This window comes from Pirellulales bacterium (genome assembly GCA_035546535.1).
Taxonomy (GTDB): Bacteria; Planctomycetota; Planctomycetia; order Pirellulales; family JACPPG01; genus JACPPG01.
On record DASZWQ010000166.1, the window covers coordinates 1 to 19,109 of the forward strand.

14 protein-coding genes are annotated in these 19,109 nt (G+C 60.6%); 11 read left to right on the plus strand and 3 right to left on the minus strand.

Annotation, left to right across the window (positions count from 1 at the left end; all coding sequences use genetic code 11):
- Window positions 1-100: 100 nt before the first annotated feature.
- The 3 genes from VHD36_19630 (at window position 101) to VHD36_19640 (ending at window position 4,062) form a co-directional block, all read left to right on the plus strand.
- Complete coding sequence (locus VHD36_19630) at window positions 101-880, plus strand: sterol desaturase family protein (protein HVU89549.1); 780 nt, start codon at window positions 101-103, stop codon at window positions 878-880.
- Window positions 881-1,002: 122 nt separating this feature from the next.
- Window positions 1,003-3,138: a penicillin acylase family protein gene (locus VHD36_19635; GenBank protein HVU89550.1), complete on the plus strand. Its 2,136-nt coding sequence runs from the start codon at window positions 1,003-1,005 to the stop codon at window positions 3,136-3,138.
- A gap of 39 nt (window positions 3,139-3,177) precedes the next feature.
- Window positions 3,178-4,062 carry an alpha/beta hydrolase gene (locus VHD36_19640; protein ID HVU89551.1) on the plus strand — a complete coding sequence of 295 codons (885 nt, stop codon included), beginning with the start codon at window positions 3,178-3,180 and terminating at the stop codon, window positions 4,060-4,062.
- Between the two features lie 204 nt (window positions 4,063-4,266).
- Here the strand turns inward: VHD36_19640 and VHD36_19645 are convergent, their stop codons facing one another.
- Window positions 4,267-4,665, minus strand: coding sequence for a hypothetical protein (locus VHD36_19645; GenBank protein ID HVU89552.1), 399 nt, complete (start codon window positions 4,663-4,665; stop codon window positions 4,267-4,269).
- Between VHD36_19645 and VHD36_19650 the strand changes: the two genes are divergently transcribed.
- The 5 genes from VHD36_19650 (at window position 4,664) to VHD36_19670 (ending at window position 12,118) form a co-directional block, all read left to right on the plus strand.
- On the plus strand, window positions 4,664-6,214 hold the full coding sequence (locus tag VHD36_19650) for a sialidase family protein (protein ID HVU89553.1): 1,551 nt from the start codon (window positions 4,664-4,666) through the stop codon (window positions 6,212-6,214). The genes VHD36_19645 and VHD36_19650 overlap by 2 nt on opposite strands.
- Window positions 6,215-6,541: 327 nt before the next feature.
- Window positions 6,542-7,255, plus strand: a complete 714-nt coding sequence (locus VHD36_19655; protein HVU89554.1) for a hypothetical protein — start codon at window positions 6,542-6,544, stop codon at window positions 7,253-7,255.
- Window positions 7,256-7,326: 71 nt separating this feature from the next.
- Window positions 7,327-8,445 (plus strand): mannonate dehydratase, encoded by a 1,119-nt coding sequence (locus VHD36_19660; protein ID HVU89555.1) that lies wholly within the window; start codon window positions 7,327-7,329, stop codon window positions 8,443-8,445.
- Between the two features lie 279 nt (window positions 8,446-8,724).
- Window positions 8,725-10,602 carry a hypothetical protein gene (locus VHD36_19665; protein HVU89556.1) on the plus strand — a complete coding sequence of 626 codons (1,878 nt, stop codon included), beginning with the start codon at window positions 8,725-8,727 and terminating at the stop codon, window positions 10,600-10,602.
- Between the two features lie 70 nt (window positions 10,603-10,672).
- The gene (locus VHD36_19670; protein ID HVU89557.1) at window positions 10,673-12,118 is read left to right on the plus strand and encodes a VWA domain-containing protein; all 1,446 of its coding nucleotides are present in this window, start codon (window positions 10,673-10,675) and stop codon (window positions 12,116-12,118) included.
- 79 nt (window positions 12,119-12,197) lie between these two features.
- On the opposite strand, the gene VHD36_19675 is transcribed toward VHD36_19670, so the two are convergent.
- On the minus strand, window positions 12,198-13,508 hold the full coding sequence (locus tag VHD36_19675; GenBank protein HVU89558.1) for a neutral/alkaline non-lysosomal ceramidase N-terminal domain-containing protein: 1,311 nt from the start codon (window positions 13,506-13,508) through the stop codon (window positions 12,198-12,200).
- Window positions 13,509-13,719: 211 nt separating this feature from the next.
- Between VHD36_19675 and VHD36_19680 the strand changes: the two genes are divergently transcribed.
- Together VHD36_19680 and VHD36_19685 are read left to right on the plus strand one after the other, a co-directional pair.
- A complete protein-coding gene (locus VHD36_19680) occupies window positions 13,720-14,121 on the plus strand; it encodes a hypothetical protein (GenBank protein ID HVU89559.1) in 402 nt (133 codons plus the stop codon).
- Between the two features lie 19 nt (window positions 14,122-14,140).
- Entirely contained in the window at window positions 14,141-15,394 is a 1,254-nt protein-coding gene (locus tag VHD36_19685; GenBank protein ID HVU89560.1) for a DNA polymerase IV, read from the plus strand.
- Here VHD36_19685 and VHD36_19690 read toward each other — a convergent pair.
- Window positions 15,343-16,251 carry an amidohydrolase family protein gene (locus VHD36_19690; protein ID HVU89561.1) on the minus strand — a complete coding sequence of 303 codons (909 nt, stop codon included), beginning with the start codon at window positions 16,249-16,251 and terminating at the stop codon, window positions 15,343-15,345. The genes VHD36_19685 and VHD36_19690 overlap by 52 nt on opposite strands.
- Before the next feature lie 217 nt (window positions 16,252-16,468).
- On the opposite strand from VHD36_19690, the gene VHD36_19695 reads away from it, so the two are divergent.
- Window positions 16,469-19,109: DUF1549 domain-containing protein (locus VHD36_19695; GenBank protein ID HVU89562.1), on the plus strand; the 2,641-nt coding region annotated here is incomplete at its 3' end.

The window sequence follows — 19,109 nt, forward strand, 5'->3', positions numbered from 1 at the left end:
CACCGAGGCGAACGCCAGGCTCGAGCTTCCCCAGACGTGCGCAAAGCGTTTGAACCAGATCACCTGGTAGGCCAGGCCGGTGCCGCCGGAAAGAAAGAACATGATCGACGCCACCCAGAAGATGCGTCGCGACTGTTGCTCTGTACCCGCCGTTATCATGCTGCTTGCCCGATTGCCCAGGATTGACGCGGATGCGCCGGAGATGCGACGTGATGGCCGCCCGCCAGAACCCCCCCAAATCGCGGGGCAGGCTGGAACCGCTCATGGTAGTTGCTGGGTGCGGGGCTGTCGACAAAGCGGCGCAGCGCGAACGAACGTCGAGGCGCCGTCGATATGCAACCGGAAGATTGGCCGCACGGGGTACATCGCATTGATCCGCGGCGCGCACGGTGCGTATGGCCGAGCATGGCCTTCAGGCGTTGTGCTGCAACACGCAACTCGAGCTGCGCTATCGTATGCGTACGCGAGCTGGTTACCGTTCGTGACGGAAAAGGACCGTGTTGAAGGAACCGTGCTGCCGGTGGTCGTGACGCTGATCGGCACGGTTTGGGGGTTTTTCATCCACGCCAATCTGCGCTGGCGATTTGGACCCTTGGAATACCTGGTCGCGACGCCTGCCTTTCATCACTGGCACCACACGCGCAGCAAACCGATCAACCGCAACTACTCCGCGGTGATGCCGTGGCTTGATCGACTGTTCGGTACCTATTACCTGCCTGACAACCAGTGGCCAACCGAGTACGGCATCAAAGCCAAGCTGCCCGAGTCACTGGTCGGTCAGCTGATCTACCCGCTCGTTGCCCCGCCGCCGACGGCGAATTCGAGTATCGTCGAACCGAGGCCGGCCGAAAGTGGCGGAAAAGATCGTGGATGCGATTAACGGTTCAGGCGGGTCAATATCCTGTTGATTTACCTCTGGCATTCGCGCATGTTGATGATCGGCAACGGCGGTTCCGTCGCATTGTCGAAGATCGCCCATCACCCTTTCATACACAGACGACTATGTTTCGTTATCGCCTGGCAATCCCTGTGTTCGCGTTGTTGTTCTCGTCCGCCGTGCGCGGCGCGGATTGGACCGCCTACGAGCCGCCGCCCGAGGGCAAGGTCAGAATCGTGCGTGATACCTACGGAGTGCCGCACATCATCGCCGCACAGACCAAGGACCTCTATTACGGCGCCGGCTATTGTCAGGCGGAAGACCAACTCGAGAACATCGGCAAGAACTTCCTCCGCGCCGCCGGTCGCATCGCCGAGTTCGAGGGCGTGGCCGCTCTAGGCATGGACTATTTGGTGCGGGCGTTCGGTGTACCCGCCCGCGGGGATGCCTTGTACGAGCAGCTTACGGTCGAGCATCAGCAGCAACTTGTCGGCTTCGCCGCCGGCGTAAATGCCTGGATGAAGGAAAATCGCGATCAGGTGCCCGCCTGGATCGAGCCGGTCCGCCCGCAGGACGTGATGCGGTTTGCCACCTACTCCGACATGCAGTTCACGCTGGCGCACTGCTTCGCCGATCTCAACCGCGCCGGCATCAAGTTCAATGCGGCCGAGGTGACCGCCGTGCTCGTTGACCAGCGCGCCGTGCTTGGATCGAACCAGTTCGCCATCTCACCGCATCGATCGGCCACCGGCGCGGCCCAACTGTCGATGGACCCACACCTGCCGTTTTTTGGCTTCCACCATTGGTACGAGCAGCATCTGATCGGCCCCGAGTTCAACGTGATGGGGGCCTGTTTCTGCGGATTGCCGTATATCAGCATGGGCCGCAGCGAGACGGGCGCCTGGAGTATGACCGTCAACGCCCCCGACCTGGGCGACATGTTCGTGTTCGATATCAATCCAGACGATCCCAACCAGTACCGCGATATCGACGGCTGGCGCAAGTTTGAAGATCGCGCAGAACGATTCCTCGTTCGCGATGGCCAAAAGCAGACCGAGCGGCGATTGCCGGTCCGCACGACCGTGCTCGGCCCAGTGGTCGCGCAGCAGAATAACAAGGCCTATGTGTTTGCGCTGCCTTGGAACGAGTCGGCCAATCGGGCCCGGCAGTTCCGCGACATGGCCAAGGCCAAGAGCGTTCGTGAGTTTCGCGATGCGTTGCGTCCGCTGGGCCTGGTGATGGGGAACGTGGTCTATGCCGACGCGGCCGGCGATATTTTCTACATTTCCAACGGACGCATTCCTAAACGCGACGGCCGTATTTCGAGCCACGATCCCCGGCCCGGGCACGAAAGCTGGGCTCGCTGGCAAGGTTTTCACGCGCTCGAGGAATTGCCGCAGGTGCTCAATCCGCCATGCGGGTACGTGCTGAATACGAACAGCGGGCCCCAGAACGTCTGTCCCGATGCGGCGCCGCGGCCCGCCGATTTTCCCAGCTACCTGATGGGGCAGGAGGCCAACAGCCGCTCGCGACGGCTGTCGGCGCTATTGGCAGCCGATGAGAAGATTACGGCTGATGAGATGCGCGCCTATGCCACGGATACTCAGGTGGAAGCCGCCGAGTTGTGGCTGGACAAGCTGGTCGGCCGCATCAAGGGCCATCTGGCCAAATCTGCGGCCACGATAGCGGCCGAAGAAGCCACCCTGCTAAATGAAGTCGTCGCTGCGCTGGCCGCCTGGGACCGTCGGACCGACCTCGATTCCCGCGGCGGCGCCTTGTTTTTCGTCATCTGCACTCAGCCAGAATTCCCTGCAGCATTGGACGAACCAGATTTTGACAAAGCCGCGGACACGATTCTCAAACAGGCGCGCCTCGCCAAAGAGCGCTGGGGCGCGCTCAACGCCCCGTGGAGTGCATTCTGCCGAATTCGCCGCGGTGACGTCGAACTGGGGCTAGTCGGCTGCGGTCATGGGGAAGATCGCTACGCTTCTTTTATTACGCTGCGGCCCAGCTTCGGGCCGGTGCGCGACGAGCGCATGTACAGCATCGGCGGCTCGAGCTACGGCATGGTCGTCGACTTTTCGGGCGGCATTCACGCGGTAAGTTGCCTGCCGTTCGGCGTTAGCGAGCATCCCCAGTCCAAACACTTTGCCGATCAATTGCCGATTTATGCCAAAGCCGGTTTCAAGCCTGCCTGGTTCGATCCGGCTGAAATCCGCGAACATGCGGAAAGCCAGCGGGTGCTGGCCACTGCTGAATAGTGCGAGTGTGCGCTCCATCAAGAATTCGGAGAGAAAGCCATGGTTCGAAATCACTTATGGGTCGGTGGAGTTGCCGCGCTTATTCTGGGGTCCTTCAGCATAGCCACGACGCTGTGGGCGAACGAAGGGACGGAAATTGATTACAGGCCCGACGTCACGTACGCGACAGTCGCGGGCGAGGAACTGAAGCTCGATCTGGTGCGCCCCAAGGAGCTAGATCACGCCGTTCCGGCGATCGTCGTTATTCACGGCGGCGGCTGGTTGGCCGGCAAGCGCCAGGACATGACTTCCGTCGCCAAGGAGGTGGCCGCACATGGTTATGTCGCGGCAACGATTAGCTATCGCCTGGCCCCCAAACACCGGTTTCCGGCGCAAATCGAAGACTCGAAATGCGCCGTGCGCTATCTGCGCGCACACGCTGATGAATTGAATGTCGATCCCACGAGAATTGGTGCCTATGGTGTGTCGGCGGGCGCGCACCTGGCGATGATGCTCGGTGCGCTTGACCCGGCCGACGCGATGGAAGGTGACGGCGGGAATCTCGAACAGCCGAGCAAAGTGCAAGCCGTGGTCAGCTTCGTCGGTCCGGTCAATCTGGCCGGAGAGAACTATACCCCGACGCAGGTGCAGATTCTCTCGGCTTTCCTGGGAGGCGATCCGAAGGAAAAGCAGGCTGAATGCCGCTCGGCTTCGCCCATCACGTACCTTAACAAGGGCGACGCGCCGGTCCTGTGCTTCTTTGGCACCAAGGACCCACTTGTCTCGTACGACCAGGCGCTGCAAATCGCCACTGCGCTGACGAACTCAGGAGTGCCAGGACGAGTTGAGATGATCCTGGGCGCAGGACACGGCTGGGGAGGCAAGGAACGAATTCGCACAGACCATGCTACGATGGCGTTCTTCGACGAACATTTGAAGAAGTAGCCATTGGAGCGACCTCGACCTATTGCCATACAAGACGGAGGGCCAAGGCTCGTTTGCCAGACACCGAGGCCATCGCCCCTGCCGGGCCGGCCAGAAGCATAGATGATGGTTCACGCGCGCCGACGCTACCGACTCAGAGTGAAATGAGCTCCCTACTTGACTGGTCGCGGTACCATCGCCGCTCGTGTTATCCACGTACGTCCCTCATGCCAGCAGGCGGGCTGACGTCGACATGAGCGTCGGTAAACCGCGATCGTCCGCTCGCCGTATCGACGATTCAACGCCTGGGCCAGGGATGTCTCCACGATGATCGACTTCAGGTCTTTTCGGGTCGAGACCGAAATCGGTATTGCCGAAGTCCTGGTGCGAATTGATACCGCTGACGGTCGCGCCGTTCGAGTCGTATCCGGGCAATCGACAGAGCGTTGCCAGCGAGACAACCACATCGTACAGGTCGAAGAAACAAATGAAATTCCAGGCATCGATCGCCGTTGAGCTCTTGGCGCCACTCCTCTTGGTGGCGATGAGTAACGACCTGGCGGCACAACCCAAACAAGCTGTGTCACCACCTTCGATGTCAAAGCTGGCCGAAGCGACGGTCATGGCGCCCTTGCCGGACGAGCGGCTGATCGCGGTCTTGGGCCGTACCGGGCCCAAAGGCCACGAGGCAATCGCGCGATACTCGTCGGATGGCGGTCATACGTGGAGCGAACCGGAAACGCTCACCACGCTTCCCCAGGACATGGGCAACTGGGGACTGCACAACGTGCTCGCGGACCATGACGGTGAACTACACCTCTTCTATCAAACCGATGCCAAGACGGCCGGGAAGGGGCTCTATGAAATGCGGTTCGACATCTACCACGTCGGCTCCGCGGACGGACGAAAATCGTGGAAAGCGCCGGTGCTCGTACGCAAAGGGTACAACGGATCGCTGCTTTCGGTGATCGAATTGAAGAGCGGCCGGATTATTCTGCCGATCTGCTATTTGACGCCGCGTGTGTGGAACAATCGCGGCCAGGGATTCGACGCCTTTACGGACATGGGCCGGTTCAGTTCCGGAATCGTCTACTCGGACGACGGCGGTGATACCTGGCAGCAGTCGCCGATCGAGTTCAAGGTGCCTTCACCGTACATCGGTGCGGATGGCATGATCGAGCCGATCGCCCTGGAGCTCAAGGATGGGCGCGTGTGGCTTCTGCTACGGACGCAGCTTGGCCGGTTCTTCGAGTCCTTCTCCAAGGACGGCGCCGCTTGGACGAAGCCAACTCCGACAGGAATCTTCTCCTCGGATTCGCCGCCCAGCCTTACCCGGCTGAAAGACGGTCGCGTCGTCATGCTCTGGAATAACTGCCAGCGGTTCAGCTACGCCCAGGGCGGGCGCCACGTGCTGCACGCCGCGATCTCTGAGGATGATTGTCGCACCTGGCGCGGCTATCGGGAGGTAGCGCGCAATCCTTTCGTGGATGAGCCGCCACCCCCAAACGGCGACCACGGGGTCTCCTACACGCTGCCGGTTTTGACCAAGGACGGAGAAATCATCACTCCGCTTGCGGTCGGAGGAACGGCGGGCATGTGGCAGATGCGATTCAATCCCCAATGGCTTTATGAATCGAGCCGCACGTCGGATTTCTCATCGGGAGCCGAAGGTTGGAACAGCTTCGGTACCAAGGGCGTCGAGGTCGTAGAACATCCGGATAAGCCCGCAGCGCGAGCGCTCCAGTTGCGCAAGCCGGAAGCGGACTGGCCTTCGGCAGTGGTCTGGAACTTTCCTAACGGCATGAATGGCCGGCTCGGAATCCGCTTGAAGCTGATTCCTGGCTTCGTGGGCGCTCGCGTTGGACTCACGGACCATTTCTCAGTTCCCTTCGACCCGGAAGACAAGTATTACACTCTCTTCAATCTCGACCTCGGATCGGAAGGCAAGCTCGGAAACGCCGAAATTACGCCAGGCCGATGGCACACGCTCGAACTCAAATGGAACTGTGCGAAACAGGAGTGCCAGGTCTTCGTCGACAGCCGTCTCGTCGAGACGCTTCCGATGCAGCGCCGCACTGCGGGAGTTAACTACCTGCGTCTTCGTTCGACGGCGGAAGAGGTCGATATGGCAGGCTTGTTGATCGAGAGCGTCGACGCATCCCTATCCGAGTGACATCGTCGCGGAGATCGCGTAACGATGAATTCTCGCGTGCTTGGGGTCACTTCGGGCTTGACCGGGGACGATTTGCTGGCAAATGGCCGCCAAGTGGTCGTCTCGACATGGCCAAGAGACGCTCACCATGGATTGTCAGGCACCTCCCTCGAATAGCGCGTGCGATAAGGCCTCTGCCACCTTGATGTCTTGGTTTTGGCGCACGAAGTGCGGTCTTAGAGACGTCGTCGACTACCACGAAGGGCATCGACGCGTGATCCGTCACGATCGCCACGCGGTACAGCGCATCGCCATTCGCAGTGTTCAAGCAGCAGCAAGGAGGATGCGATGTTTGTCGGCCACTACGGCGTTTCACTTGCAGCGAGGCCTATGCTGGCACGCGTGCCACTCTGGGTCTGGTTCCTTGCAACACAATGGATCGACGTCGCATGGTCCGTCCTGGTGCTCTTGGGTATTGAGAAGCTGCGCATCGTCCCGGGCTTTACGGAGGCGAACGCGCTCGATCTTTACTACATGCCGTACACCCATGGCTTACCCGGAGCCGTCGTCTTTTCGTTCGCCCTTGGCGTTATCGTAGCACTATTCGTCTCAGGCAATCGCGCGATGACGGTCCTTCTCGTAACGATCGTGTCATTCTCGCACTGGATCCTCGACCTTGTTGTGCACCTGCCCGATCTTCCCCTTTACGACAACTCAGCAAAGGTCGGATTCGGCCTTTGGCAGCATGTTATGCTGAGTTTTCCGTTCGAATTGATCGTGCTCGGCCTCGGGGCATGGTTCTATGCGCGAAGGATGACCTTCGCGCATGTCAAAGGTCGGTGCGTGTTTTGGAGCTTCGTGGCGATCCTCGTGGCTTTCCAGGCGTATGCGAACTTCGGCCCCTCGCCTTCTTCGCCCGAAGCCATGGCCGTCACTGCGCTTGCCTTCTATGTAGTGTTAGCATTGTTGGCGGAATTGACGGAGCGGTCCGCGATTGTCCCGATTGCCACGAATTCCGGTTCAGAACGGCAGGCTTCGCCGCCGGGACGGCGCCACGCGTGAGTTAGCGGGTTGACGGCACTACGCCACCTGCGCAAGAATCGCGGAGTCGTTGGACCAGTCGGAGACGCCCCATGAAGCGACGCAATTTTCTTGGCGGTGTGACAGCGGCCGTTTCGGCGCTCTGCTCGACAGGGGCAGCGTGGCTGACGAAAGCATCGGCCGGCGAGGCCGATGTTGCGCGCACGTCTTCCGGTGCAAAACCGGCGATGCACGTCGGCTGCCAGAACGGGCCGACGACGCCCGCGCGGCTCGACTATTTCAAACGGCACGGCGTCGACCACATCTGCGGCTATCCGCCCGACCCAGGTGCGCGCGGGCATTGGTCGGTCGACGATCTGAAGCGTACCAAGGACTTGTGCGAGAAACATGGCGTCTCGCTCGACATGGTTGCGCTGCCGTTTCTCAGCTCCAGCCACATCGACCGTGAGCGACGCGGGGCGATCATGCTGGGCGCCGCGGGACGGGATCAGGATATCGAAGATATCCAGCGAATGATCGAGGCCTGCGCCGCGGTTGAGATCCCGGCGATCAAATACAACATGAGTCTGCTCGGCGTTCTGCGGACCGAGTCCACGCCAGGCCGGGGCGGAAGTCGCTACAGCACTTGGAAACTGGCCGAGGCCAAGGACGCCGACAAATTAACGCGAGCCGGTCACGTTTCGGCCGACGAAGCCTGGGCGCGAATCACGTACTTTCTCGACCGCGTGATCCCCGTGTGCAATCAGTACAAAGTTCGCGCGGCCTGCCATCCGCACGATCCCGGCACGCCGCCCACGGGATTTCAGGGAATCACGAACGTTCTGGGCACCGTCGAGGGATTGAAGCGATTTGTCACGATCCAGGAAAGCCCTCACCACGGACTGAACTTCTGCGTGGGCACGGTGGCCGAAATGTTGCAAGACCCGCGGCGTGAAATCTGCGACGTCGTGCGCTACTTCGGCGAGCGCGGCAAGATTTTCAACATCCATTTCCGCAACATTCGCGGCCGCCGCGACGACTTTTGTGAGACGTATCCCGACGATGGCGATCTCGACATGCTGGCCGTTGCCCGCACGCTGAGCGAGGTCGGATACCCGTACATGTTGATGCCTGACCACATGCCCAGCCACGCCGACGATCCCGACGGATCGCAAGCCTTCGCCTTCGGCTATGGGTATATCAAGGGCCTATTGCAAGCGATCGCCTCCTGAAAATCGCCAATTGGTGCTCGATGAGATTCGGTCAGATCCCGCACCGCCGGGTGTGTCCGCTATCAGCGCCTTCTCTTCTTAACCCGCGGGGCTTCTTCGAGTTCTGCCGCCCCTATTGCTGGCTATCCAGCGAGGGTATCCCTTGTGGGTTACAATCGTCGGAATGTACGGGCCGGCGCGTGAAGGCCTTTGTTCCAGGTAAAACCCCGCCCGCCCCCCGTGACCGAGCGCTGCTCGCGAGCGAAGAACATCAGAGTTTGACATCTGTGCGAGGCCGACATGCTTTCCAATCCGCTAGATGCGGGCGGCTTATTCTCGAGTCATTGGACCATCGTGTTGATGGTTGGGCTGCTGTTCTTCCTTTTGCAGTTGACCTTGAGCATCCGCATTGTTTCCTCGTTGCGCCGCCAAGAGCACCTGCTCCTGCGACTGTGCCGGGAGCACGGAAACGGCAATCACGGGCGCGTGGCCGCTCGCGAGGTCCCCGAAGCCTTGTCGTGGTTGAAATGGGTGCTCACGATTTTCCCGGCAGGAACGGCGACACCGCCGGGCAACTACACGCGCGACTCGGTCATACAAGAGCTCGACACCCGATTGGCGAGCGACCCACGCTACTTGCTGCTGCAGCGCATGGGAGTGATGGCGCCGCTGCTGGGCGTGATCCTCACTGTCGCGGGATTCTGGTTTCTGAAGGTCGACGAGTCCGGCGAGATGCGCTTGCAGGACATCCTCTTTGCGGTGACCCCGTTGGTGAGTGGCGTTGGCACGGGAGCCGTGTTGGCCCTGATCAATCAAGGCCTTCTGCAGTGGACCAGTCAACGGATCGAGTCGCTGCGGATGGCTGCACGAACGTGGTTCGATGTCGTGATTTGGAACTCGATTGGCCTCGATTCTCAGGCGGCAACCGTGAATGCCGTCGGCGCCGTCGAACGCATGGCGGCGGTCATCGCGAAGGCGGCCGATTCTCACGCCGTCTCCGCCGGCCGCATGACGGCATCGGTATCCGCGATCGATGATGCCTCGCGCCAGTTTTCCGACGTGATTCGTGATTTGAGCAGACGGATTGAGGGATTTCCGGAAACGCTCGGCGACCTGACGAATGCTGTAAAGGTCTCGTCAACGGCGCTCGAGAGCCTGGTCCACGTCGGATCCCGATCGGTCGCTGGCCTGGACGTGTCGGTGGCGGCATTCCGCACAACCGTCGATAACGAGTTCGCCAACGTCGCCCGCCAGCAACTCAGTTCCGCGCAGCGCCTGGCCGAGGCGGCGCAGCACATCGGAACCATGACGGGATTCCTGGTGCAGAGCGCCCGCGAGATGAAGGAAACGATCGATGCCAATAAGGCATCGTTCACATCGGTTAACGAAACGATTGAAAACAAGCTTTTGCCCGGACACGAGCAGTTCCAAACGCTGGTGGACGAACTGTCGAATCGCCTGAAAGTCTTTACGGGCCATCTGGACTCACTGGTTGGGCAAGCTTCGACAGCCGCGGGCGAATTCCATTCCGGCTTCGATCGTTTTGCCCCGGCTGTTGCCGCCTTTCGGTGCGCCGTTGAACAAGAATTCGCGCCGGCGGTGGCCCGCCAAAAGAGCCACGTGGCAATCGTCAGCGACACGGTGGAAAAGCTCAATGAGTCGGCTTCCAACCTGTGCCACAGCACGGCGGCCGTTCAGTCAGCGACGCATCAGCACGGCGATTCCGCCAATGCCGCCGCTCGTACGCAGCGCATTCTTGTGGGCGCCGTTGAGAATCTAGCGGCCGTGGCTGCGCAGCTGCAAACCATGGCCGAGGGGCACCTCGCGCCTTCGAATCGCATGTTCCAAGGCGCGGCTGCCTCGTTGGCCAAATCGGCAAGCCAGTTTTCAACGGTCACTGACGCCGAGTTGACGCAATTGACGTCCCGATTGACCGAGTTGAACGACACGCTTACGCGCCTGGAAGAGACGTTCGCCTCGCTGCAACGTTTCAGCCGCGTGAGTGGCGACATCGACCGTTTGACCGAATCGCTCGTGCGCGTGGCCGACGTGACCGATGCGATTGCAAGCCTGCCGGAAGGCATTCGCAAGCTGGTGGGAGAAGCCGTCGCCAATGGCGGAGATCACACCCGGACACGCGACAGAATCAAAAACTGGTTTGCACGTTTGCCGCGTTAATCTCGGCAAGGGGTCATCAGTATCAACTTGAGATAGCGCCACCAGCTCTGAGCGGTCAGCAGGTATTGATATGAAACTTGAGAAAGCCACGGCCCATTCCAACGAGGCCAGCCTCGCGGGTTGGATTTCCAGCAATGACGTGACCTTATTGACCATGGTCCTGGTCGTGATGATCGCGTTGTTTCTGCACACGAAGCTGGTCAAAGGCTCGAAGGAAAACGCCTCGCTGGTGGGAGAGAAAAGCACGCTGGCAGCCACGCTTGCGACGACCGAAAGCGAGTTGCATCGCGCGAGCGCAAGCCTGCAGGATAGCCATCAGAAACTGCGGCTGACCGAGGAGCAGCGCAACAAGCTGGATACTGACTTGCAAGCGGCACTACGCAATATCAACGACCTCAATAGCCGACTCAGTGCCTTGGTGGCTGCGAAATCGAAGCTCGAGCAACAAGAACAAGAATTGCTCGCGACGAAAGAAGCGCTAACGGGCGAGCGCGACCAACTCGCGGCCCAGCAGCAGACACTAACCGCCGCCCGCGATGTCCTGATCGACGACAAGGCTTCCTTAACGAAGCAGTTGACGCAAATCGCCGATCAACTGTCTGCGAAGCTTCAGCTCCTGGAAGACGCCGAAAAGGACCGCGATCGGCTGGCAAAACAGGCGGAGGAGTTGGAATCGATCGTCACCGCCTTGACCGGAAAACTCGAGTCGGCCAACGAGAACCTCGCGGCGACGAAGAAACAGGCGCAAGCCGCGCGTGGCGAGACAGACAAGCGAATTCAATCGCTGGAGAGCGAACTTGCCACCGGCAACAAGCGTGCCGAGGAATACCTCGCCCAGTTGAAACGAGCGACAGAGGCACTACAAGGTCTCAGCTTGGAGAAACGTAAGATCGAAACTCGCCTGGATCAGGCGGAACAACAGCGCGAATTGGCGCTGTTGCGCGAGACGCGGCTGAATCGGGAACTTGTCGGGCTCAAGGGCAAGCTCACGCGTGTCGCGGTGTTGTTCGATGCGTCGGGCAGCATGAACGCGAAAAGCGCCGATCAACGAATGAATCGCTGGACCGAGGCCCAGCAGATTGCCGGCACATGGCTGCGCTATCTGGACGCCGAGGAATGCGTGCTGATCGTGTTTTCCTCCGACGTCCGCACTTTTCCCGAAGATGGTTCTTTTGCGCGGCTCCGTGGCGCAGGGAGCGACGAGCGGCGGCAGCAACTTCTCAAGTCGCTCGAGAGAATCGAGCCGAAGGGATGGACGAACACGCTTGGCGCGCTACAGAAGGCCTACGAGTACCCAGGACTCGATACGATCATCTTGTTTTCCGATGGCGCGCCAACGAACGTCAACCTGGGCCGCTTCGATGCTGCGGTCGCGGACGAGATCTATCGCTTATGCCGCCGTTACCCTGATGTTCCGATCAACACAATCGGTTTGGGCAATTACTTCGAGCAAGACCTGTCCACCTTCTTGACGACCGTCGCGCGCATCACAGGGGGCGCTTTTCAAGGTCGATAAGGCGCGCGACATGGGCGGCGTCCCGATGCGGTTGTCTCGGAACGATAACGTGGGCGGCGGCTGGCTCTCGATTCGACATCTACTTCGCCATCTCTTTCACGCCGGCGATGGCGCCGTTAACGATCGTGTCGCCGAGTGTCTCGCCGTAGAAGCTAACGCTCGATTCGTAGCCGCCACGGCGGTACTCTTCGGTGGGAAGCATGTAGCTGATCCACTGGTCGGCCAGCCCGCCGATGACCGGGTTCGTGGCGCCCGTGATGCGGCCGGCTTCACTCTTGATCTTCATACCCAGCGAGGCGGCCATCTCGCCCGGTATCCCCACGATCAGCAATTCGCCCAACCGTAGCGAAATGCTGTCAACTTTGTCGGGAAACAGAACGGGCAACATTTCCTTGAAGAGCTTTTCGCTCAGGCCGTATTCCGCGCCGCCGGTCTTCATGAAGTCGGGATGCCACGTTCGCTCGGGCAAGGCGATCGAGTGCGAGTGATAGCTAAACGACACGTCGGGCGAGGTTTTCGTTTCTTGCCATTGCTTCCAGGCCACGATACCCAGGTCACGGCCATAGCGCTCGGCCCGCTCCCAGCGACTGGTGCCTGCGTCCGGCCGGCCAACGGGCGCCTGATCCCCCTCGGCGCCGTTGTAATACATGGCCGTCACGCCTTCGCCCACGAGCGACTCGACCGTCCGCTGTAAGTGGCCCGGCCAGTCGCCGGAGAAGAGCATGTCCTGTTCGTTCATGAATGTGGGGTGCGCCGTATAGTTGATCAGCACCGCGAGCGGTTTGCCGTCAGCGGTGTCGATGCGCGTCACGGTGAGGTCGTTGTCAGTGACCGTGCCACCGCGTCGGTTGCGATTCCAGCCCTCGATCGACTTGGTCGTGGTGCCCACCGATACACCTACCAACTGCCGCTCGGCCTGACGAATGACTTCCACGAGCCGGCTCAAAACGAATTCATGAACCCGTGCGTTGTAGATGCCGATCTGAGGAACCTGGAAGGTGTTGCGCGGGTTGATGGCGTTCATTTCGACACTGGTATGCGAGTGGCTGGGCAACAGCATGACCTGGCCCGTTGCCCAGTCACCAGCCAGTCGCTCGATCAGCTCGGGCTTCAACGTCGGCGGAAGTCCGACGATGTCAATGGTCACGATCGCGAACTTCCGCGGACCATCGGACACGATCAGCGCCTTGGCAAAGATGCGATCATGCACGCCCTGGGCGGGTCGGTTCATCCGCTCGCCATAACCGCCCAAAGGAACGTTCAATTCCAAGGGCGGCGTCAGATCGACGCGCGCCACGCCGGCCTTCAGCTCTGCCGCGCGGCCGACCGTGGCCGCGAGCCCGCCAAGCACGGCACAACAGGTCGAGACCGCCAAGAGTATCCGCGCCATCGTTCGCATCATTCTTGCACCATCAAAATGGAGAACACCGTTTTCGACCTATTGTAGTGACACGATCGCCGAGAATCGATCGGCAGTCGACGGCAATTGTGCGGCTATCTGCGGCGTTTGTGGTTCTTTCACCGCCGCGGTGTGCTAGAATCTGGTCATCCAAAACGGGTCCCGGGGCTTGTCTCTCTCACGTTTGCGAGGAGGTCAGATCATGAAGCGTGTTGCCAGTTTTTCCACGATCGTGGTCGCTGTCCTTTACCTTGGTTGCTTGACCGCCACGGCGAATGCTGCAGCCGATCCCAACGGCACCTGGAAATGGAAATTCATGCGCCAGGGGGGCGAAGAGATCGAAATGTCGTTGAAGTTGAAGGCGGAGGGAGAAAAGCTCACCGGCTCTTTGACGTTGCCGATGGGCGACAAAATCGAGATCGAAAAAGGAAGCTTCAAAGACGACGAGGTGAAATTCGAGACGACAATCGAGCGAAATGGGAATACCTTCAAGGCCAAGTACAAGGGCAAAGTTGAAGGCGACACGATCAAGGGCAAAGTCGAGCGCGAGCGCAACGGCGAAACCGTAGAACGCGATTGGGAAGCCAAACGCGAGAAGCAGTAGTCTCTTCAGGTCGTAGCTGATGATCCTGCACGTAGACATGGATGCGTTCTACGCGTCGATCGAAGAGAGGGACGACCCTTCGTTGGTCGGCCATCCGGTCATCGTGGGCGGCGTGCCGGATCAGCGCGGGGTCGTCGCGGCGGCAAACTACGAGGCACGTCGCTACGGCGTTCACAGCGCCATGGCTTCGGCCACGGCGTACCGACTTTGCCCACATGCAATCGTACTTCCGCCGCGGCTTGACTATTACGCCGAGGTGTCATGCCGGATTCGCGCGATCTTCGAACGTTTTACGCCTTTGGTCGAGCCCTTGTCTTTGGACGAGGCGTTTCTGGACGTGTCGGGGAGCATCCAACTATTCGGGACGCCAGAAACGATTGGCAAGCGGATCAAGGAAGAGATTCGCGACGAACTCCGGCTGGTGGCCTCGGTGGGGATTGCTCCTAACAAGTTCCTCGCCAAGATCGCCAGCGACTTGCAAAAGCCCGACGGCTTTGTCGTGGTGGCTCCCGACGCGGTGCAATCGTTTCTCGATCCGCTGCCGGTGGGCCGGTTATGGGGAGTCGGCCGGGCAACGAACGCGTCATTGCAGCGACTAGGAATCGAAACCATCGGTCAGTTACGCGCGCTTTCCTCGTCGATTTTGGAGCAAATCAGCGGCCAACTTGGCATGCGGTTTTGGCAGCTGGCGCACGGGGTCGACAACCGCAAGGTCGTTCCCGATCGGGAAGCAAAGACCATCTCGCACGAGACGACTTTCGCCAGCGACATCTCCGACGTTAATGCACTGCGAGTGTGGCTATGGGAACTGACCGAACAGGTGGCTCGGCGCTTGCGCCGTCATGAGCTTAAAGGTCGCACCGTACACCTCAAGATCCGCTCGCACGAATTCCGGACATTGACGCGGGCTCGGACCTTGGCCCGCCCCACGGACGTAACGCAAGAGGTATGGCAAGCGGTCGCCGAGCTGTTGGATGAGCTCCGTGCGAGCGAGCGCTTCCCCGTCCGACTGCTGGGCGTGGGCGTCAGCAATCTGCAAAAGGACGCGAAGGCGCAGCTCGGCTTGTTCGATAGCGAAGAGCACCTCAAACAGCGTCAGCTCGACAAAGTTGCCGACAGCATTCGTGATCGCTACGGGGCAAACAGCATTAAGCGCGGTACCAGGCTGAGGCGCGACGGAACGCCAGACCACACGAAACAGCCAGCAAATCCCGGCTTCCCTCAGGACCCCGATTCCGCCCGCCACTTCTTTCCCTCCGGCCGCAGGCCGTAGAAGCGCACCGCGTTATCGTGGAACAGTTTGGTCCGCGCAGCGGTGGATTGCGCTCGTGTGATTTCATCGAGCGACTCGACCCAGCGGCGGTAGGTGGATGTGAGGGTGCAAACGGGCCAATCGCCGCCGAACATCACCCGATTCTCGCCGAACGTGTCGAGCGTGAATTGAATGTTCGGCGCCAGTTGCTCGACCGTCCAATCAGGCTTGGCCGAAGCGACAATGCCCGACACCTTGCAGACCACGTGATCGTGATCCGCCAGGTGCCGCATCCCTTCCATCCACGGTCTGCGCTTGTCGGGTTCGGTCTCTTGCACACTCATGTTGCCACAGTGATCGACGATGAATCGTGTGTGTGGGCATTGCGCCACCAGCTTGTCGCCGTCGAGCAGTTCGCCCGAACGCATGCACAAATCAAAACTCAGGCCGTGCTCGCCCAGGAACTGAATATCGCGCACGAAACCAGGTTCGAGGCAATAGCCCGCGGGCGTTGTCGGTACGTGCAAAACCTGGCGCACCCCTTTGATCGCCGTGGCGTCCTTGAACTTGAGAATGTATTCGCGAAAGCCTGGCTGCCCGGGCCGGCCCGAAATCACGGCCGCGGCCATCGGATTATCCTCGCGCCGGCAGAGGTCGATCACGTAGCGGGCTTCGGCCTCTTGCTGCGTGGGCGTGACGTCCACCTCCATGTACACGGTCTGCGCGATCGGCAAGCCCGCCGTTGCCTGAAAATAGTCTGACATCAGAAAATCGCGCCCGAGGACTTTGTTGTCCTTCGCCCAGGGCAAAGAAAACCGTTTCAAATCCCACAAGTGCTGGTGGGTATCGACAATTCGAGGTAACTCGGGTTTTGTCATGCTGCGTGTCTTTTGCTTCCAGGACAGGACGTTCCAGAAAGTCGCTTGAGCGGCCAGGACTAGTGTAACCCGTGGCGCGGCGGGTCGCTCTTTAGTTGCGCCAGGGCGGAGGGTACACTAAACGCGTTCGATTTCCCCGCCTGCCTAGGGTGCTTCAGCGAGCGCCGCCCGCGATAACGTACGTCGATCCCGCCTGCTAAACGTCGGAGCGATCAACTTGCTTCGCTATTTACCAGTTGTTGTGGGTGTCCTCTTCGCTCCGCAGTCCGCGGCTGCCGAGGAACGTGATCCGCAATTCTCGCCCCAACAAATTGCGTTCTTCGAAACCGAGATCCGGCCGCTACTTTCGACGCATTGCTGGAAGTGCCACGGCCCCGACAAGCAGCAAGGCAATCTGCGGCTCGACTCGCGCGCCGCGATATTGGAGGGCGGGGACCTCGGGCCGGCCGCCACGCCCGCGACTCCCCGCGAAAGTCAGCTCGTCATCGCCGTACGGTACGCGGGCGAACTCAAGATGCCTCCCTCGGGCAAGCTGAGCGAACGCCAGATCGCGGCACTTGAGCGCTGGGTGAACGAAGGTCTCGCGTGGCCGGCCACCGATTCTCCAGCGGACAATCCGTCGGCCGGTCAGGCCAGTGCCGCGAAAGCGGAACGGCCGGTGCCCTGGTCGTTTCAACCGGTGGTCGATCCCCCGGTGCCTGATGTTGCGCGCGCGGCGTGGTGTCGCGGTCCGCTCGACCGATTCGTGCTCGCGCGGCTCGAAGGCGCCGGCTTCACACCTTCTCCGCCCGCCGACAAACGTACTTTGTTGCGCCGGGCCAGGTTCGACCTGCTTGGGCTTCCGCCCACGCCGCGCGAGATCGACGAGTTTTTGGCCGACGACGCGCCCGATGCCTTTGCACGATTGATCGATCGTTATCTGGCGTCGCCCGAATACGGTCAGCGCTGGGGCCGGCATTGGCTGGACGTCGCGCGCTATGCCGACTCGAATGGGCAGGACGAGAACCTGGCCTACGTCAACGCGTTTCGCTACCGCGACTACGTCGTCGACGCATTCAACAGCGACAAGCCGTACGACCAGTTTGTCCGCGAACAAGTCGCCGGCGACTTGCTGCCGGCCAGTACGGACCACGAACGCTTCGAGCAGTTGGTTGCGACCGGCTTCCTCACCTTGGGTCCAAAGATGCTCGCCGAGGACGATCCCGTAAAGATGCAGATGGACATCGTCGACGAGCAACTCGACACCATGGGGGGCGCCTTCCTGGGAATGACGTTTGGCTGTGCGCGCTGCCACGATCACAAATTCGATCCGATCTCGACGGCCGATTACTACGCGCTTGCGGGCATCTTCAAGAGCACGCAGACGATGGACAATTTCAAGGTGGTCGCCAAGTGGCACGAACGCCCTCTGGCAACGGCCGCGGAAATTTCCACGGTCGCCGCCCATGCTGCGAGTCTCACGTCCAGGAAAAGCGAACTGACCGCCCACGTTGAGCAGGCGAATCGGGCGCTTGTGACCGCGGCGCGGGGGCGGATGGCAGACTATATCGTGGCCGCGAGCGAACTGCTCGACGCCCCGCCGCTGGAATCGCTGGTCGGTAATGTCGCTGGCGATGCTAAAAGTGGTGCGGCCGGCGGTGCCGCCAAACGGGCCACTGCAAACTTGCCAGCGGACACGATTTTGCTCGAGGCCGAGAGTTTCGCGCGCGGCAACGTGCTGGTCGACACGGCGAACTACGGCGCCGATATCGGCGTCATCCTCAATCGGGGCGAATTGCCGAACTTCGTCGAATACGATTTGGACGTTCCCCGCGCCGGCATGTATCAAATCGAGCTGCGCTACGCGGCCGCCGAGCCGCGCGGCGTCATGCTTTTTGTTGACGGCCAACTGCGCAAAACAATCGCGGCGGCAATGGCCACTGGTTCGTGGCATCCCGATACTCAGCGATGGGTTCCCGAGGGAGTTTTCGCATTGCCGGCCGGGCCCGTCGTGCTGCGGCTCGAGCGGAGTGCCGGACCGTTTCCGCATTTCGATTGTCTCGCGATCGTACCGCGAATGATCGCCCCTGATGGGCCGCAACCCCTGGCGGCCGAAGAGCTAGCACGCGAGCGCGGATTGGTCTTGGGTTTTCTGCAGCAATGGGTGATGTATTTAACCGAGGCGCGCAAGAGTTCCACGTCCATCTGGCAACCGTGGTTTGCCTGCCGGCAGCAAGCGCAGATTTCGCCCGACCAATTCTCAGACGTCGCGGCGGGCGTCGCAGCGCGAGTGGCGGAGTGCCAGCCCGCAACCGTCAAGCAGTTAGCCGCTTTTTACCAAACGCAAATCGAAGCGGCCGATAAGAAAGCAGCCGAAGGAGCACCTGGAGTAAAGCTCGATGCCACGGATGAAGCCTTGCGCGCGGTGATCACCGCCAAGGACGGTCCGCTGCGCGTCGTCGATCATGCCGAATCGTACTACCCAGCGGCCGATCGCAAGCTGCTTGCCAAATTGCAGCAAGACGTCGCGGACCTGGAAAAATCGGCACCGGCTGAGTTGCCGCACGCCATGGCCGTCGAAGAGGGCACGGCAACGGATCTGCAAATTCACATTCGTGGCAGCCACCTGGCCTTGGGCGAACTGTCACCGCGAGGATTCCCCCGAGCACTCGCCGGCGGAAGCGGACCGCTCCCCGGCGCGGAAAGCGGACGATTGCAACTGGCCCAATGGCTGACCGACGCCAAGAATCCGTTGACCAGCCGCGTGATGGTGAATCGTCTCTGGCGCTGGCATTTTGGCGCAGGCCTCCTGCGCTCGACCGATAACTTCGGCAACCTGGGAGATCGTCCGAGCCATCCCGAGCTTTTGGATTGGCTGG

What these genes read in the sequence shown, in the direction of transcription:
- VHD36_19660 (HVU89555.1), top strand. Translation starts at nt 7,327, where the DNA reads ATGAAGCGACGCAATTTTCTTGGCGGTGTGACAGCGGCCGTTTCGGCG.
- VHD36_19645 (HVU89552.1), bottom strand. Translation starts at nt 4,665, where the DNA reads ATGACCGTCGCTTCGGCCAGCTTTGACATCGAAGGTGGTGACACAGCT.
- VHD36_19635 (HVU89550.1), top strand. Translation starts at nt 1,003, where the DNA reads ATGTTTCGTTATCGCCTGGCAATCCCTGTGTTCGCGTTGTTGTTCTCG.
- VHD36_19630 (HVU89549.1), top strand. Translation starts at nt 101, where the DNA reads ATGATCGACGCCACCCAGAAGATGCGTCGCGACTGTTGCTCTGTACCC.
- VHD36_19680 (HVU89559.1), top strand. Translation starts at nt 13,720, where the DNA reads ATGAAGCGTGTTGCCAGTTTTTCCACGATCGTGGTCGCTGTCCTTTAC.
- VHD36_19640 (HVU89551.1), top strand. Translation starts at nt 3,178, where the DNA reads ATGGTTCGAAATCACTTATGGGTCGGTGGAGTTGCCGCGCTTATTCTG.
- VHD36_19655 (HVU89554.1), top strand. Translation starts at nt 6,542, where the DNA reads ATGTTTGTCGGCCACTACGGCGTTTCACTTGCAGCGAGGCCTATGCTG.
- VHD36_19675 (HVU89558.1), bottom strand. Translation starts at nt 13,508, where the DNA reads ATGGCGCGGATACTCTTGGCGGTCTCGACCTGTTGTGCCGTGCTTGGC.
- VHD36_19690 (HVU89561.1), bottom strand. Translation starts at nt 16,251, where the DNA reads ATGACAAAACCCGAGTTACCTCGAATTGTCGATACCCACCAGCACTTG.
- VHD36_19650 (HVU89553.1), top strand. Translation starts at nt 4,664, where the DNA reads ATGGCGCCCTTGCCGGACGAGCGGCTGATCGCGGTCTTGGGCCGTACC.
- VHD36_19685 (HVU89560.1), top strand. Translation starts at nt 14,141, where the DNA reads ATGATCCTGCACGTAGACATGGATGCGTTCTACGCGTCGATCGAAGAG.
- VHD36_19665 (HVU89556.1), top strand. Translation starts at nt 8,725, where the DNA reads ATGCTTTCCAATCCGCTAGATGCGGGCGGCTTATTCTCGAGTCATTGG.
- VHD36_19670 (HVU89557.1), top strand. Translation starts at nt 10,673, where the DNA reads ATGAAACTTGAGAAAGCCACGGCCCATTCCAACGAGGCCAGCCTCGCG.